General features: G+C 68.7%; 18 protein-coding genes. 10 read left to right on the top strand and 8 right to left on the bottom strand.

Annotation, left to right across the window (positions count from 1 at the left end; translation table 11 throughout):
- Window positions 1-1,136: 1,136 nt before the first annotated feature.
- The 5 genes from ACFY6U_RS50800 to ACFY6U_RS50780 all read left to right on the top strand — a co-directional run bounded on the left by ACFY6U_RS50800 (window position 1,137) and on the right by ACFY6U_RS50780 (window position 3,968).
- A complete protein-coding gene (locus ACFY6U_RS50800) occupies window positions 1,137-1,841 on the top strand; it encodes a hypothetical protein (RefSeq protein WP_365800749.1) in 705 nt (234 codons plus the stop codon).
- Window positions 1,838-2,284 carry a MarR family transcriptional regulator gene (locus tag ACFY6U_RS50795; RefSeq protein WP_365800747.1) on the top strand — a complete coding sequence of 149 codons (447 nt, stop codon included), beginning with the start codon at window positions 1,838-1,840 and terminating at the stop codon, window positions 2,282-2,284. The genes ACFY6U_RS50800 and ACFY6U_RS50795 overlap by 4 nt, the downstream gene beginning before the upstream one ends.
- A gap of 320 nt (window positions 2,285-2,604) precedes the next feature.
- A complete protein-coding gene (locus ACFY6U_RS50790; RefSeq protein ID WP_365800745.1) occupies window positions 2,605-3,087 on the top strand; it encodes a hypothetical protein in 483 nt (160 codons plus the stop codon).
- A 108-nt stretch (window positions 3,088-3,195) separates the two neighbouring features.
- Window positions 3,196-3,543: a hypothetical protein gene (locus ACFY6U_RS50785; RefSeq protein WP_365800743.1), complete on the top strand. Its 348-nt coding sequence runs from the start codon at window positions 3,196-3,198 to the stop codon at window positions 3,541-3,543.
- Window positions 3,544-3,584: 41 nt separating this feature from the next.
- The gene (locus ACFY6U_RS50780) at window positions 3,585-3,968 is read left to right on the top strand and encodes a hypothetical protein (protein ID WP_365800741.1); all 384 of its coding nucleotides are present in this window, start codon (window positions 3,585-3,587) and stop codon (window positions 3,966-3,968) included.
- Window positions 3,969-4,151: 183 nt separating this feature from the next.
- Here ACFY6U_RS50780 and ACFY6U_RS50775 read toward each other — a convergent pair whose 3' ends face one another.
- The 4 genes from ACFY6U_RS50775 to tpg form a co-directional block, all read right to left on the bottom strand.
- Complete coding sequence (locus ACFY6U_RS50775; RefSeq protein WP_365800739.1) at window positions 4,152-4,523, bottom strand: toxin Doc; 372 nt, start codon at window positions 4,521-4,523, stop codon at window positions 4,152-4,154.
- 1 nt (window position 4,524) lies between these two features.
- Window positions 4,525-4,782, bottom strand: a complete 258-nt coding sequence (locus ACFY6U_RS50770; RefSeq protein ID WP_365800737.1) for a YlcI/YnfO family protein — start codon at window positions 4,780-4,782, stop codon at window positions 4,525-4,527.
- Window positions 4,783-4,906: 124 nt separating this feature from the next.
- Window positions 4,907-5,539, bottom strand: coding sequence for a hypothetical protein (locus ACFY6U_RS50765; RefSeq protein WP_365800735.1), 633 nt, complete (start codon window positions 5,537-5,539; stop codon window positions 4,907-4,909).
- A gap of 104 nt (window positions 5,540-5,643) precedes the next feature.
- The gene (gene tpg, locus ACFY6U_RS50760; RefSeq protein ID WP_390049769.1) at window positions 5,644-6,099 is read right to left on the bottom strand and encodes a telomere-protecting terminal protein Tpg; all 456 of its coding nucleotides are present in this window, start codon (window positions 6,097-6,099) and stop codon (window positions 5,644-5,646) included.
- A gap of 228 nt (window positions 6,100-6,327) precedes the next feature.
- On the opposite strand from tpg, the gene ACFY6U_RS50755 reads away from it, so the two are divergent.
- From ACFY6U_RS50755 to ACFY6U_RS50745, 3 genes are all read left to right on the top strand, one after another.
- The gene (locus ACFY6U_RS50755) at window positions 6,328-6,852 is read left to right on the top strand and encodes a hypothetical protein (protein WP_390049768.1); all 525 of its coding nucleotides are present in this window, start codon (window positions 6,328-6,330) and stop codon (window positions 6,850-6,852) included.
- A gap of 290 nt (window positions 6,853-7,142) precedes the next feature.
- Window positions 7,143-7,394 carry a DUF6233 domain-containing protein gene (locus ACFY6U_RS50750; RefSeq protein WP_365800729.1) on the top strand — a complete coding sequence of 84 codons (252 nt, stop codon included), beginning with the start codon at window positions 7,143-7,145 and terminating at the stop codon, window positions 7,392-7,394.
- A 60-nt stretch (window positions 7,395-7,454) separates the two neighbouring features.
- Complete coding sequence (locus ACFY6U_RS50745; protein ID WP_390049766.1) at window positions 7,455-8,978, top strand: hypothetical protein; 1,524 nt, start codon at window positions 7,455-7,457, stop codon at window positions 8,976-8,978.
- Window positions 8,979-9,318: 340 nt separating this feature from the next.
- Here the strand turns inward: ACFY6U_RS50745 and ACFY6U_RS50740 are convergent, their stop codons facing one another.
- The 4 genes from ACFY6U_RS50740 to ACFY6U_RS50725 form a co-directional block, all read right to left on the bottom strand.
- On the bottom strand, window positions 9,319-9,945 hold the full coding sequence (locus ACFY6U_RS50740; RefSeq protein ID WP_390049764.1) for a hypothetical protein: 627 nt from the start codon (window positions 9,943-9,945) through the stop codon (window positions 9,319-9,321).
- Window positions 9,946-10,073: 128 nt separating this feature from the next.
- On the bottom strand, window positions 10,074-10,274 hold the full coding sequence (locus ACFY6U_RS50735) for a hypothetical protein (RefSeq protein WP_390049762.1): 201 nt from the start codon (window positions 10,272-10,274) through the stop codon (window positions 10,074-10,076).
- Between the two features lie 546 nt (window positions 10,275-10,820).
- A complete protein-coding gene (locus ACFY6U_RS50730; protein WP_390049760.1) occupies window positions 10,821-11,492 on the bottom strand; it encodes a hypothetical protein in 672 nt (223 codons plus the stop codon).
- On the bottom strand, window positions 11,489-12,091 hold the full coding sequence (locus tag ACFY6U_RS50725; RefSeq protein WP_365800719.1) for a sigma-70 family RNA polymerase sigma factor: 603 nt from the start codon (window positions 12,089-12,091) through the stop codon (window positions 11,489-11,491). Before ACFY6U_RS50725 ends, ACFY6U_RS50730 begins: the two co-directional genes overlap by 4 nt.
- A 677-nt stretch (window positions 12,092-12,768) precedes the next feature.
- Here ACFY6U_RS50725 and ACFY6U_RS50720 point away from each other — a divergent pair.
- Both ACFY6U_RS50720 and ACFY6U_RS50715 read left to right on the top strand, forming a co-directional pair.
- On the top strand, window positions 12,769-13,239 hold the full coding sequence (locus ACFY6U_RS50720; protein ID WP_390049758.1) for a hypothetical protein: 471 nt from the start codon (window positions 12,769-12,771) through the stop codon (window positions 13,237-13,239).
- Window positions 13,240-13,272: 33 nt separating this feature from the next.
- Entirely contained in the window at window positions 13,273-14,556 is a 1,284-nt protein-coding gene (locus ACFY6U_RS50715; RefSeq protein WP_390049756.1) for a hypothetical protein, read from the top strand.
- The last annotated feature ends 345 nt before the right edge of the window (window positions 14,557-14,901 follow it).

Genomic DNA, 14,901 nt, shown 5'->3' with positions numbered 1-14,901 from the left:
CCCGCCCACAGCCCCCGCCCTCGTACGGCCGTCACCCGCCCGCTCCCGCTCCGCGTGAGCGCCAGCCGTGTCACTGCGTGACACGGCGTCAACTCACGGGCTGCACCCGTGAGTTGGGCGCGCCGCGCTCCGCGCCACGCGCCAGCGGCCGCGATGCGGCCGCACTCGCTCCCGCCCGATCCGGGGCCTCCGCTGCGCTCCAGCCCCAACAGTGCACGCCCCACGGGGAGCTGGGAGGAAAAGCGGCAGCAGTGAGAGGGGAGGCGGGGTGCGGGTTGAGGGCGGGACAAGTCCAGACAGAGCGAGGGGAGGTGATTGAGGGTCGGGGAACCTGAGCCGCTGGGGTGTGTCTACTCCCATCGGGTGATCGGCAGCGATTCGCATGCATCATTTTGAAGCACTAGATAGAGTCTGGAAACGATAGGGCGCACCACTGCACCTGATAAAGGCCCCTGAGTTTCGCCATTGTATTTTCACCTAAAGCCAGCACAGATAAAGGCCGCAGAATTCACCTTCGCTGGGCTGACCTTAACCACAGAACGGAACTTCAGAAATGGGAAACTCGAAATTCGACGTACGGAGGTACCGGAGCCGAACGGCCCCCCGGGCCGGGCGGCGGAACCCACCAAAAGCGCCCGCCACGCCCTTGTTGCTGCTTGTCCCGTCACGGCCGGCGCCACCCGAGACTCAGAGCCGTTGATGCTGCCTACGGTCTGCGCGGGTCCACGGGCCCGCACGCGAAGCCGCCTCAGCCACGGGAGGTCCGGCCGGCGCCTGCGGGAAGACCTCAGCCACTTGATACTTACCGAGATCAAGAACCCGCAGGTCAGCGCGTTACAGATCGCGCGATATGTAACGGCTGGCGGGACATATCGCGGTCGATCTGTCTCGACTGAGGGGGCACATCGGCCGGTCAATGTCAACTAGAGGCGACACCTTCGGAGCGCCTGTGTCAAGTACAGGCGACATCTGGGGCGGATGTTGCTGGCGGGTCGACCGCCGGGCGGGCAGGGGGGAGATCTGTCCCCCCTGGGGGGACACAACTTGCGCGGCATGTCGTGTCGGAGCGACATCGGTTTCAAGCAGAGCTGACATACTGCTGCGCGTCCGGAGATCAACAACGTGGGAGCAGCCTCGTGCCGACTGAGCCGCAGCGCAGCCGTCCGAGCGCCAAGGGGGCGCCGCAGCCGAAGTTGCCGCTGGACGATCCTGCCGACGCCTGGAATCGGCCCCTGCGGCCCGTCAAGGACCTGGATGACGTCGCACGGCAGTACCCGGGCCGGAAGCTCTCGCTGGGCGAGCAGCGCAAGCCGATGGAGTTCTACGGGACGCCGGAGCGGCCGAACGCGTTCTCCATGGACAGCCTGGAGTTCTTCCTGGTCATCGCGCAGTTCTTCCGCGAGGCGCTGCCGCTGCGGCTGATCCTGCTGATGATCGCCTGTCAGAAGGCTGGCGGGCGGATCCCCTTGACGCAGGACGAGATGGCGACCGTCCTGGACGTGGCGCGCACGAAGGTGACCGAGGCCCTGGGCGAGATCATGTCGCACGGCATCGTGTTCCGGGTGAAGCGTGGGGTGTACCAGTTCAACCCGCCCTACAGCTACCGCGTAGCGGAGTTCATCCCGGGCACCGAGACCATGGAGCCCGAGTACATCAAGGTCGACCAGTACGTCACCCTCAAGGAGATCCGCGCGGACCAGAGCCTGCCCGAGTTGGTGCGCTTCCCTTCACTGGAGAAGATGAGGCAGGAGATCGAGCGGCTGCGTAAGGAACGGGCAGACGAGCGATCTCGCCGGCGCCGGGAGCGGGCGCAGCTGAAGGAGAAGGGGGCCGAACAGTGAGCGGTCTGCATTTCGCCGCCGTCAACGCGGAAGGCATCGTTGCCGATCTCGATCTGCTGCCCGCGGCCTACCGCGTGCTGCTGAAGCTGCGCGCCCACAGCGAGGCCGGTGGTCGTATCGAGATCGACCAGGGCACCATCGCCCAGATGCTGAACCTGAGCCGGACGGCCGTCAACGCGGCGCTGCGCGACCTGGACCTAGCGCTGTTGGTGAAGAAGCAACGCGCCGGCGTTTACCAGCTCAACGCCATGCTCGCCGCCTACGCCTCCCCCGAGGACGCCATCGCGGCCGTCAAGGCGATGCCGAAGGAGGAGCGCCTCAACTCCACCGACTTCGTCGATCGCTACCGCAGGGCTGTCGCCGCCTACCAGGACCAGCTCGCTGAGAAGCGCCGGCGCCGGGAAGACGCCAAGCGTCGCCAGAACCTCAAAGCCGTTTCCTGACCCCGCCACCCGGTCCGGCCGGGCTGGCACTACGGCGCTGCACCCTCACGGTGCAGCGCCGTTCGTGTGTCTGGTGTCGGTGTCGACACCAGAGGTCCCTGCCAGGAGGGACAAAGGTCCCCGCGTGCAGGGACAGCCTGGTGCGCGGCGCCGGTTTCGTGGTGCGGGCGGTGAGTGTCGGATCGGGACGCACGGTTCCGGCAGGCGGGAAACGCCCAAGTCAGGATCAGGGCGAAAAGAATCATGAGCGGCTCTCTTCCCTCGGCGTATGGACTTCAATACAGTGTATTGAAGTCCATACAGCTACGGGAGGACCCGCCTTGTTAGCCACCCTCGTCACCGCCGCCCTCGCCATCGTCGCCACCCTGCTGGGCGCGATCGTCTCCGGCCGCTTCCAGGAGCGCGCCGCCGAACGCGGCGTCCGCGCCAGCCACGGCGAGGCGATCCGCCGCGACCGGCTGGAGGCCGTCACCGCGCTCGCATGCGCGATCAGCGACCACCGCCGGGCGATGTGGATGCGCGGCGACGCCGTCCTCAAGGAGGCCGGCACCGAGCGGATCGACGCCCTGCGCGGCGAAAGCCACATGACCCGCAGCGCGGTCACCCGCCCGCTGGTGGCGCTGCGCGTCCTCATCGAGGACCAGGCCGTGCGCGCCGCCGCCGACCACATGGTCACGCTGACCTACGCGATGCGCGACGCGTACGCCACCGCCCAGGAGCTGACCGCCGCCCGCGAGGCCGCGAAGGTCGCCCACGACACCTTCGTCGACACCGCCGCCGGCTACCTCGCCCGGACCGCCTGACCTCGCCACACCCGTGTGCCGCCGGGGCCCCGGCTCGGAGTGTCAACGCTCTCCGGAGGCCCCACACACCACCGCCGCCCCTCTCACGTGCACCCGATCGGAGTTCTCATGGAGCAGCAGTCGAAGGCGCTCGCCCGGATCAGCAGCGTCGAGACGTCAGCCGAACGGACCGCCGGCACCACCGGCGGCGATGACGTGGCCGTGCTCGCCCCGGCCGCGGCCGCCGCGCTGGGGCTGCTCGCCGACGCCGTCCGTCGTGGCGGCGCTGATCACGACGACATCGTCCAGGACCTCAAGGCCGCCGGGGTCCACGAGGCGTTCGCCAGCGTCTTTGACGCCGCCTCCGAGCGCGTCATGGAGGCCGCCGACGACCCGTACGACTTCGACGTGCGGCTGCACGCCGACAACCTTGCCGGGGCCGCGGGCGACGTCCGGCGCGCCTTCGAGTGGCTCTAGAGCCCGCCCCACACCCGCCACCACCCCATGGGAAGGCCCCGATGACCACCGAGCCCGAGCACACCAACCCCGCCCCCGACCTGACGATCCCGCTCTCCACCGCCGACGCCCGGGCCCTGGGCGACGATGTCGGGCAGCTCGCCATGCGGCTCGGCTCGGTACTGCATGGCCTCGCGCAGCTGCGCGCCGGCGAGACGAGCACCGAAGACCTCGCAAACACCATCCTGATGTCCACCGGGCTGATGAACCGGCTGGGGGGCATCCGGGACGCCGCAGTACGTCAGCACGCCGCACAGGGCGGCTCGTACGGCGCGTTGGCCAGCTCCATGGGCGTCACCCGGGCCACCGCGCAGTCCCGCCGCGACACGCTGCTGAAGAAGGCCCCGAGCCCGATGGAGCAGTGGGCCACTGGCGAGACGGAGTAGCCCGAGCAGCAGCGGGTCGCTGGCCGTGCAGCGCCCTTGTGCCGCCTGGCCCGCGGGCCGGAGTGTCAACGTCTTCCGGCATCCAGAGCAGCGCCCCGGCCACCCACGAGCAGCAGCTGGACAACACCGAGCAACGGACCCCACTGCAACCGGCACGGCACCATGCACCGCGCAACCCTGAGATCAGATCCGCCAGGAGCGGATGCGGTCAGCCGCGTCGTAGCCATCGGCGCGGCCCGCGTCGATGTCGCGGGCAAGGTCGATCAGGGCGCCGTACGGCGGGTCGACGGCCTCGCCCGCAGCGTCCATGTACGCCGTGACGATCGCGGCGCCGTACAGGGCGTTGCGGGCCGGGAGGGGGCGCAGCCGGATGATGGCGTGCATCAGGGCCGCTGCGCGCCAGGCGTTGTCGACGGTGACCCCGACTTGCGGGGTGTTGACGCGGTGGCGGGCGACGGCTGCCACGAGGTTGGAGAAGTCGTGGACCGAAGGTTGCTTGGGCAGCACGTCCGCCTGGCGCTCCAGCAGCCAGCGGATGTCGATGTGGAGCTCCACCTCAGGCCGCCCGCCCCGGGATCTCGGCAGTATCCAGGCGGGCGGGGGCGTCGTCGGGGAAGGCCGCGTCGAACGCGTCGGCGTTGTCGGCGACGAACTGACGGAAGACGTCCGCGGCGCCTTCGAGGCGGGGGTCGCGGACTGCGTTGCGTGCGGCCTCGGTGATGAGCGCGGTGACTGTTGTGCCCTCGGTCTCGGCTCGCTCCTGCAGCTGGGCGTGAAGGTCTTCGGGGACCCGGATCGTCACTGACTTCGACATGTCCCGACCGTACAGCAGGGCGTACAGCACGGGGAGGGGCAAGACGGAACCGCACCCGGACGAGGGCGCATTCCGGCCGGGAAGGTCAGGCTGATGAGCCGCAGCCACCGGCCGACCGCTGTCATCAGGTCAGGTCGGCGTCGCCCGTCACGACACGGTCCCCGGAGCGAAGGCCGGCGCCGACCTGGTGCGCACGGGCCAGCAGGGCGTTGACGGTGAGCGCGGCCGCGGGGTCGGAGTCAGGCAGCCGGTCGACGGCGGCCCGCTCGTCCTCGCTGAGCGAGTCCAGCAGGCCGGTGCGAGCGAGGGTGCGCAGCAGGGCGTGGCGCAGGACGTCGGGGGCGAGGGCTACGCGGCGGGTGGCTTCGGCTTCCTCCTCCTGGAGGCGCCGCTCGTCCTCCAGCTGCCGGTCGCGCTCGCGTTCGGCGTCGACGGCGAGCTCGTCCTGGACCACGGCGTCGGCGTCCGGGTCGTACACGCCGCCCACATCGGCGAGCAGCTGCACGATGCGTGCCCACTCAGCGACTTCGGCCGGGCCGCGCTCATCGCCAGCCAGGTCCTCGTGGTCGCGGACCATGTGCTGCTGCAGCTCGGCTTCCTCGAGGGCGGCCGCCGCCTCCGGGTGGCTCATGCCGCGGGCCCGCCGGCGGACCGAGCGGCGCCCGACCTTCGCCCAGTCGATCGGCTCGCGGGGCACGGCCGTGCGGTGGGCGGACCCGCGCGGGCGCCGCTGGGATCGGGGTGCGGGGGTGCTCACACGAGCCTCCCAATCATCGAGGGAACGGTGACAGGAAATCCGGCTGCCGCGCGGTGGGCGCGGCAGCCGTAGACAGGTTTATAGCAGCCATGGATTCCGTGCGGCTAAAACGAGATATCGAGCCGGTCCACGTTCTTGAATTCGACGTGTACGCCCGCGCGCCCGCCGCCTTCTTTGCGGAAATAGGCGTCGGCGATGGCCTCCGCTACCAGCTCGTGCAGCTCATCATCCGTCGCTCCGTCCTCCCGGGCGGCCAGGATTCGGTCGGCGTGCGCGGGCGAGACGGCGGTCATGATGTCCCTCATCCGGCCCGCGTCCGAGGACCCCTCCGGGCCGAATCCGAAGTAGACCCGGCAGGAGATGACGAGCCCTCCGGACGTGGCGGCGCGCTGCCTTGCCTGTGCCCTGACCTGCGGTTGCCACTGCGCCTCGGTCTCCTGGACCAAAGCCGCCTGAAGGCGCTTCTGGGGCCTCTTGATGGCGCCCGAGCGTAGCGCTCCACGGTGCGGCGGGAGACGCCCAGTCGCTCGGCTACGGCCGCCGTGGAGCCCTTGGCGCACGTGAGGAGGAATTTCATCAGGGCTCGCGCGGATTTCGGGGCGGGACGGGTGAACAGGGCCTGTTCGGCCCGTCCGAGGCCGTCGAAGAGCTTGTGCCGGAGCGTGGCCGACGCCAGGTTCGTGTGCTGCTCATTCATGCCGGGAGGGTCAAGCCTCTCCCCTGTGGACAGTGGACGCCGGGCGCCAGGAAGGATGGGAGGCGGGCATATCATCACAGGAGGGGGCGTCGTGCGGCTGACGATCGACACCGCGACGGACACCTACGAGCAGGCGATCGCCGTGGTCCAGGCCGCGTACGGGCTGCGTCCGGACGTTCCGGTCGCCTGGCCGGACGCGCCGGCCGCGGACCCGCGTCCGGGCCCGCAGGACCTCGCCGACGACGACCTTGCCGACGGCTGGACGGACCAGCTGCTGTTCCAAATGGTCGCCTCGCTGGTGCCCGGGGCCCGGGCGATCCTGCGCAGGATCACCGAGCTGGGCGGCGCCACCTCGTACGAGGACGTGCAGCAGCACTTCGCCGACCATCCGACGCTGCCGATCCCGCCATCGAAGATCGGCGGCACCCTGACCAGCGTCAAGGCGGTACAGCGCCGTACCGGCCCGGACGGCGCCGGTCCGCTCCTCCAACGGGACGAACGAGCACGGCGCTATCGCATCGACGACGTCCTCGTGGCCGGACTCCAGCGGGCCTTCGCCCTCGCCGACGCCCGCCCCGACCTGCTGCGCGGCGAACCGGCCGGACCGGCAGCCTGACCAGTCGCGGTGCACATCAGGGCCAGACGGTGGCGGCCTCGGGACGCAGATCCGGTCAGTCGCGCAGGACGTGGGCGACCTGGTCGGCGGGCACGGCGACCCCGGAGGACTGCGAGAGGAGCCGCACGTACTCGACTTCGTCGACGACGGCGGTGAACTCCTCCTAGGTGTCATCGTCGAAGGTCAGGAGCAGCCCCTAGCCGGTATCCGTGCGCTTCAGGTCGGCACCCCAGCAGAACTCGCGGTAGGCGTACGCGTCCAGGCTGGGGGTGAAGAGCGCTGCCCAATGGATGATCCTCGGACCGCGCCGCCCGACCGGCTGGGTCCTGCAGAAGTTGGACGGCCAGCGCGGACCCGACCGCGGCCTCGTGTATGTCCCCGACTGTGAAGAGGCATCGCAGGGCGCACCCGTGCTGACGGTGGACCAAGTCCTGGACGCTGCCGAGAAGGTAGGCGTTCAGCTGTGCACACTGTGCGGCGCCGTCCAGGAGCTGGAGCCGCTGTTGCACGGCATCGAGCGCGGCTTCCCCTCGCACGGCTGAGTATCTGCGGCAGGGAAAATGCTGCCTGTCCGGCGGGCCGACGCGGGGAGAATCGTGCGTATGGTCCGTTCGTCCAGATTCCCCATCTCCGACCGCGAGTACGTCCAGCGGGTCCGCCGTCACCCGCCCAGTTCGCTGCTGCCTCTGATCGCGCAGGTGAGCTCGTTGCTGCCGACGAAGGTCGACTGGCAGCAGGACTGGGTGAGGCTGAACCGGCACCGAAGCGCCAAGGGGCTATACCGGCCGTGGGCGTTCGCCGACGCCGCGTGGGTGTCACTGACCCGCGGGAACGAGCATCGGCAGCGGCTGGCGGCCGTGGACGACCTGGAGGAGATCCTCGCCCAGTACGTGGCGCTGGACGACCTCTACCGGCACCTGCCGGTCGGTGAGCGGCTGTCGGGATTTCTGCTGCGGATGGCCGGGCAGCAGTTCACCTGGCAGGAGGACGACTTCTCCGAGCTCGCCCGCAGCGTGGCGCTGCTGGTCCAGACCGAGCCGACGAAACCGCTGAACGCCCTCGTCGACGGCTGGGAGCAGGAGGTGTTGGGTTGCCCCATCTCGGACTACGTGGGGCTGGGGCAGATGCTGTTCACCGTGGCGATCCACCGGCAGGGCCGGGTCGACCTGGACTGGGTGCCCGAGAACGAGCTCGCCGTGTTCAAGGAGCTCACGAGCCGTGCTGTAGTGAAGGCGGTCCTCGAGCAGCACTTCGCCACGGGGGCAGAGGAGGAACGGGCCCGTGCTGCCGCAGGACTGATCTCGTCCGACCCGCTGATGCGGCGGTACACGCCCAACCCGCTGCGCTCCAGGCCCCTGGTGCGGGGTTTCGGGTGCGACTACCTGGTCCCGGTGACGCCTGCGGTGCTGGGCAAGGTCAGCCCGATGGGCCTCTACTACACGGGGATAGAGCACTTCGGCGGCAGCAAGGCGTTCGAGCGGTTCGCGGGAGACCTGGGCGAGCTGTTCGAGCAGTACGTGGGCCGGCATCTGCGGCTGCTCCCGGATGCCGAGGTCCATCCCGAGATCGCCTACGGCAAGGGCGGCGGACAGAACAGCGTCGACTGGATCGTGGTCCTGCCCGGCCTCGTGCTGCTGCTGGACGCCAAGTCGGCCCGGCCCACCGCAGGCCTGCGGCTCGGGCCGCAGCAGACGTTCGGCGAAGAGCTGAACCAGAAGCTGGGCAAGGCCATCGGGAAGCAGATCCCGAACACTGCGAAGCTCATCCGGGACCGGCACCCGAAGTTCGCCCACATCCCTCACGATCGGCCGATGTTCGGAATCGTGATGACGGTGGAGCCGTACCACCTGGTCAACACACCCGAGTTCCGGAACGTCTTGCCGGCCACGGATGTGCCGACGGTGGTGGCCTCGGCAAGCGAACTGGAGGACGCGGTCGTCGCGACGGACCCCACTCTGGAGGAGGCGATCCTGGCCCGGATCGAGCAGCCACCGGCCGCGGGATGGTCCCTGCGGGCCCTCGCCGACGGACGGCCCGTCATCAATCCGATCCTGGACGAAGCATGGGCGAGCCTTCCGTGGGGCGCGGAACACTCCTCTGACGGCGAGTTTTCGGAGAGTCCTTGAGAGAAGGCGGTCACTCGGTGCCCCCTCGGAGCCCCCTCCGAGGTTCGCGCTGTGCTGTGGGCCGTCCGCACTGCTCGGATGGCCCACAGCGTGTGCTACGCCATCGGCTGGCCTTCGTCGTCTTCGGCCTCACGAGCAGGCTGGAGAACGTCGGCCTGTCTCATACGGCTGCGTGCACGAAACTTCCGAGCGCCCCAGCTGGCAGCTGCGAGTACGGAGGTAGCCATGAGGCTCCCCAGAAATTCGGGAAGAGAGGAGGCAAATGTGTGCATTATGGCCTCAGGTAAGGAGATCGTCACGTGAACCTCGGGAAGGGATGGACGCCCGAGATCGCGTACACCTACCCGACCAGGGCGTCCTCTACGGACAGGTTTGACGTATGTCCGCTCCCGCCCGGGGCCCGGGGCACATGCGAGCTGCACAGCCGAAGCACTCCGCACGGCGATGACGCCACCGGAGGCACAGAGTCCAGGAACTCGTAGTCGTGGCCGCACAGAGTCCGCGTCAGGAACGCGCCCGCCATCTCGGAGACCAGTGCTTGGAAAGCGTCTTCCAGGGCCAGGCGAGCGTCGAGCGATACGTTTCGCGGCCACTCTTCGTCGCACCAGGGCAGCGAAGAATTGCCGCGGTTCAAGTCCACGGTGACCTTCGCCGACTCCAGCTTCGGGACAGCAACCAAGAGTGGCGGCGTGGAATCCAGCAGGGCGCTTCTGCGCAGCCGCAGACAGACCCGCCGATCTATCTCAAGCTGTTGCCGTTGCTGTTTGATCTCTTTGCGGCGTCGTTCCGCGCGCAACTTGAGGGCGAGCAGTGCTCCCGCCATGACGGTCTTGCCGCCACCGGAGACGAGTTGGACGACGTAGCCGTGCGCAATGTCAGTCAGGTCCGCGGTTCGGAGCTGGCTCCGGTACGGCACGTCTTCATACTGATCCCACCAGCTCTCCCGCTCCTGATGGCACCCTGTCACGGGGCATAGCCTAGAGACATAGAAGGTGCCCGGTAGGTCGAATGGGAGAGCCTGACGTAGAAGTTGCCATCCAAGATCGTATGAGCGGCAGCTTCTGGCGGGCCCACCGGGGTGAGCCCGCCGGGGCATCAGCGCCGGGTCTCCCACCACAGGATGATCACGGTCACCGCGCCGCTGCCGAGCTTGTACGCGGCGCCCTTCAGGAACTCGCCGGAGACGATCTGTCCCTGTCGGCCGATCCCTTTTCGCAGGTGGCAGATGATGGCAGTGCGCTGCCGGTCCCACCGGGACTGGTGCTCAGGCTGGTCTTTCGCGTTACTCTCGTCCATACGGAGTTCCTCTCGTTTATGGGCGTGCTGGAACACCGCGCAGGGAGCCCTCCCAACTCGTGGCCTGAGAAACCCGTTGGGGCCGTAGGGCTCCTTTTGCGTGTTCTGGAAGTCTAATGAGCGGCATTGACAGCTGGTGCCCCTCGGGGGCAAGTCGCTGACTCTGGTTCATTTCCTAGCGACCAGTAGCGACCAGTAGCGACCTCAAGCGACCAGATGCCCCAGAAATCCAAAGGTCAGGGACTTGAGCCCTGCCGCTATGTGACGTCGGCCACAGGCTGTCACATGCCGTGCTCAGAAACCTTGCTTCGGCTCGTGGCGGTGGAATGTACGTGCGCCACCGCGGTTTCACAAGCAGCCGTGAACGGCCTGGAGTTGAGCACTCACGGTCGTGCCACAGGCTGCCACGGTGTCGCTGAGCCGTCGCTCGTCGGACAGCCGGATTCACCAAGGCCAGCCGAGTCCTGCCGAGCTGCGCCGAGTCGTGCTGAGCCGTGAATGTCTTGAAGGGAAGGAAGCGGCCAGGGCACCGACGGAGACCTGGGGTCAGCGGCGGGTGAAGTCGTGGAGGTGGTCGGCGAGGCGCTGGTCGGGGCGCCGGACGATGATGCACGGGCCGGTCTCCGTGGTGGCAAGGCGGTCGACTTCCATCTCGAGGCCGGCGGTGGGCGGGTTGGCCATGCTCAGGCCGGTCCTGCGGACGTACGTGGCGACGGCCTCCAGGAAGTACAGGAAGGTGGAGTCGGGAGCCTCGGGATCGAGGACGTTGTCGGTGACCTGGTGGAGCCAGTGCCGCGACTCGCGCATCTCGCTGAGGGCGAGGTGGTGCAGGTGCAGGCAGTACGCAGCGGCGCGGTGGCCGGCGCCGGCGGCGAGCTGCCACCAGAACTGGGCGCTCTCGGGGTGGCCGGTGAGGTGGAGCAGGCAGGCGAAGATGAGGGCGCCGTCGACGTCCAGGGAGCCGTCGTCCTGGAGGGTTGCGGGTTCCTGGGCGAGGCGGTCGACGTGGTCGGCAGCATCGGGCTTGTTGAGGATCCAGCGGCACACCACGGACAGCCGCTGCCCGGCCTGGGCAGAGTGTGCCATGTGCGGGTCGGGTTCGGTCTTGGCGGCGGCTGCGTCGTGGGCGAGGCGGCGCAGGGCGGCGCCGACGTCGAAGCCGTCGCGGGGGGTGGTGGGGATGCGTGCGTCGGCCAGGAGTTCGTCGATGGGGCTCACTGTCCCGCTCCCTTCTTGGGGGTCTTGGCCGGGGCGGGCAGTCCCAGCCGGACACGGAGGCGTTCCTTGCCCTTGCGGCCGTGGTAGTCGACGGTGCGGGTGTCCAGGCCCATGTAGCGGGCGATGCGCTTGGTGGGGTAGCCGAGCAGGTGGCGCAGGACGATGACGGTGAACTGGCGGGGCGGCAGTTCGAGAATCGCCTCGTACAGGCCCCCAGCGCGGCTGTCGAGCTCCAGCTGCTTGCGGACGGCCTCGAGGTTCTTCGCTATCGGGCCGTTGATGAGGAACGCCGGCGGGCGCCCGTCGGCCTGAAGGCGCCGGGTGACGCCCCGGTGCAGGACGGCGAGGGTCTGCTGCTCGAGGTCGACCTGCTGCAGCAGCTGCTCCCAGCTGCCGAGGATCTCCAGGAACACCAGGTGGACCACGTCCTCGGCCACCCGGCGGCTGCCGAGGTGGATTTCCGCGAAGTCGTGGAAGAACTCCTGGTGTCCGAGGTAGAAGCCCTCGAAGTCGAGCGGCAGATCGGGAGGGGCCTGGACGGGCTGGCCGTGGCCGCCGTCCTGGGGCGAGGCGTCAGTGCTGACGTCGCCGATGCCCATGGAGCCTCCAGGCGGTGCGAGCGCCGGCCCTTGCGTGACGGGGACCGGAGCAGGTTATGGCACAGGTCAACTTGCCCGTGCGGGAGCTCAGTTGGCCTGGGCTCTTGAGCACCACCCTGTCGATTTTCGGGGCGTGAGACTCATGCACCCCTCGGAAATTATTACTCACAGATCACCTTCACGAACGGAACGTGAGTGTTCATTGGGTACTCCTGTTCGGTACGTGCCTTCTGAGCTGGGTTAATGCAAGAAAGGTCGATAGTTCTGCATTGAAGGTTCTCGGAATGGGTGGCGCACATCACATCCGGCCCTGCTGAATGGGCGTCAGACGTCGTACTCCCGTCGGCTGGTGTCGATTCCGGGCACAACCGATCCGCCGTCACCCGATCGAGGGGCGCACGCCGGAAGAGTGAACCATCCTGCGCCGGAACGGACTCCTGGCATGGCTGCCTGGGACACGAGGTGCCCAGGCGCGCTTCCGCGGTGCCCGGTCCGTCGTGCAGTCCCGGGCCCACGACCATATTGGCCGGCGGCCGTAAAACGGCGAGCCGGGGCGCTGTCCACGCCAGTGGCTCCAGGCGCCCGGAGGAGGAACCGGCCAACCGTGGCGGTGAATGCGCTCTGGCGGGCACGGGCTGGCCGCCAGTACGTTCCGGCCAGACGACGGAGGGGGCGGGATGTGCGGGCGGGGTACGGGGCGGGCGCTGCGGATCGCGCTGTGGGTGCTGATCGTGGTTGGCGTGCCGGTGTATGTGGTGTGGCTGGTGCGGGTCGGCTACCTGACCGGGCAGCACCGGCTGCCCGCCGGCGACGTCATCCGCTGGGCGCTGCCGACGCTGATCCCGGCGGCCGCCGTGGTGTTGTGCGTGCTGGTCGGTGACACGTGGTGGGCGAGCGTGGTGGACCGTGCGGCGTCCCCGCTGCGGGAACGGTGGCCCCTGACGGTGCTGCTGTTCATCGCCGCGGTGTCGGTGTTCTGCGGCGTCGCGGCCGTCGACCATCCCACGGTGCCCTCCGGTCTGCTGAGCCTCGTGCTCACCGGGCTGGGCATGGCCGGGCTGTTCTTCATCCCGGCCGCGCGCTCCCGCGAGTTGCCGGACGTCGTCCTCCGGCGCTCTGGTGATACACAGACCCATCCCGATCGGTGACAGGGCCATGACGGTAAGCGATGATCGCCGGATATGGACTCCACGATCCTCGCCGCCCTCATCGGCGTGCCCACCACCCTCGTCACCGCCGCGATCGCCTACCCCGTCGGGCGCGGTGTCGCCCGGAGACAAGCCGAAGACCAGCACACGCAGTGGTTACGCACCCAGCGCCAGAGCGCCTCCAGCCAGCTCGCCGACGGCGCCACCGAGTTCATCGAGTCGGCCGACGCGGCCTGGGAGGCGGTGGCGCGTCCGGCCTACGCGCATACCCGGCGCCGTGACATCGAGTCCCGGAAGCGCCTTGATCCGGCGTTATACGAGCCGCTGCGCGCGGCGCTGCGCTTGATGCACGACGCCCTGCCCGCCGTCGCCATACACGGGCCGGACGAGCTGACGGTGGCCGGCCAGGAGCTGTACAGCGCGGCGGTGGAGGTGACTGGCGCGATCTTGCACCTGGATGCCGCGGCAGTACAGAGTTCGGTGATCGGAGCCGCCCTGCAGGCGAGCAGCGTGGACCAGCAAGGCATGCAGGCCGCGCTGGACGATCTGGATACCGCCTACGCCCGGCTCGCCGCCCCGCTCGGCTTACCCGAGTTCAGCGCACGCGCTGAGACCACCCTGCGATGGAGTGCCGTTGCCACCGACGTGGCCCGGCTGGCCGTTTCCCTCGACGACCCACCGGCGGCGTCGGCAGCTCTCGACGACCTGCGCCGGGCGGTGGCAGGGGACCCGGAACTCACCGCGCTCGTCGAGCCGTACTTTGCGGTTATGGCCCTGGTCGAACTGCGCAGCATGGTACGGGCGGTGGAAGAAGGCCAGCAGATCGGCCTTGATCAGCAGTTGGCCGCGATCGCTTCGGCCGCCCCGGTGATGACGGGCATCTTCACCACTTTCCGCGACACGCTTCAGAACCCGTTGCCCGCCGACGTGGACCGCCGGGATCTGCCCCCTGGGCTGAGTCCTCTGCTGGAGTCCCTGGCCGCGGTGACGGATCATCTGCACGGGGCTCTCCGGCTCATGCACGACATACAGCAGCACCTCGCCCTGGCGGACGAACTCGCGGCCACCCCTCTGGACCCGGTGACCGGGTTCTTCGCCGGGGCCGTATGGGCCTCGCAGATGGAGGCTCTGGGCTTGAGAGTCATGGAGGAACTCCCTCGCCTCACCGCGCTGGCGCCGCAGATGGCCAACGTCACCGAGCCGTTCCTCGCCTACAGCAGCGAGCGCGCCAATACCGAGGTCGGTGCCGTAAGAGACAGCTTCATCCAGGCTCGCATCGACTTCGTCGACGCGGCACGCAAGGCCATCAGCTCCTGACCCCACGAGTCTCCTCGTCCCCACACCAAGGCCCTGCGCTCGGCCTCCTGCCCAGGCGGTACACGGCCTCATGCCCACCGAACTCCGGCCGCCTGGCCCCTTGGTGAGGGGGGCGGGCCCGTAGAAGACTGCGGGCCCGCATCGTGCTCAGTGACGTGTCTTCCACCACAGGATCAGCAGCGTCACGGCGCCGCTGCCCAACTTGTAGGCCATCCCTTGGAGGAAGTGGTGGTGAACAGTGTGTTCACCACGGCCAGCCCATTTCCGCAGGTGACTGCGGGTGGATGCCAGCCATCTGTTCACGGATCGTGAATTCACGCTAGGCTCGGTCACGGCGTTCCTTTC

It is taken from the genome of Streptomyces sp. NPDC013157 (assembly GCF_042899865.1).
In the GTDB taxonomy this organism is placed as follows: domain Bacteria; phylum Actinomycetota; class Actinomycetes; order Streptomycetales; family Streptomycetaceae; genus Streptomyces.
Note: the sequence above shows the minus strand (reverse complement) of the source record. Positions and strands in the feature narration are given on the sequence as shown.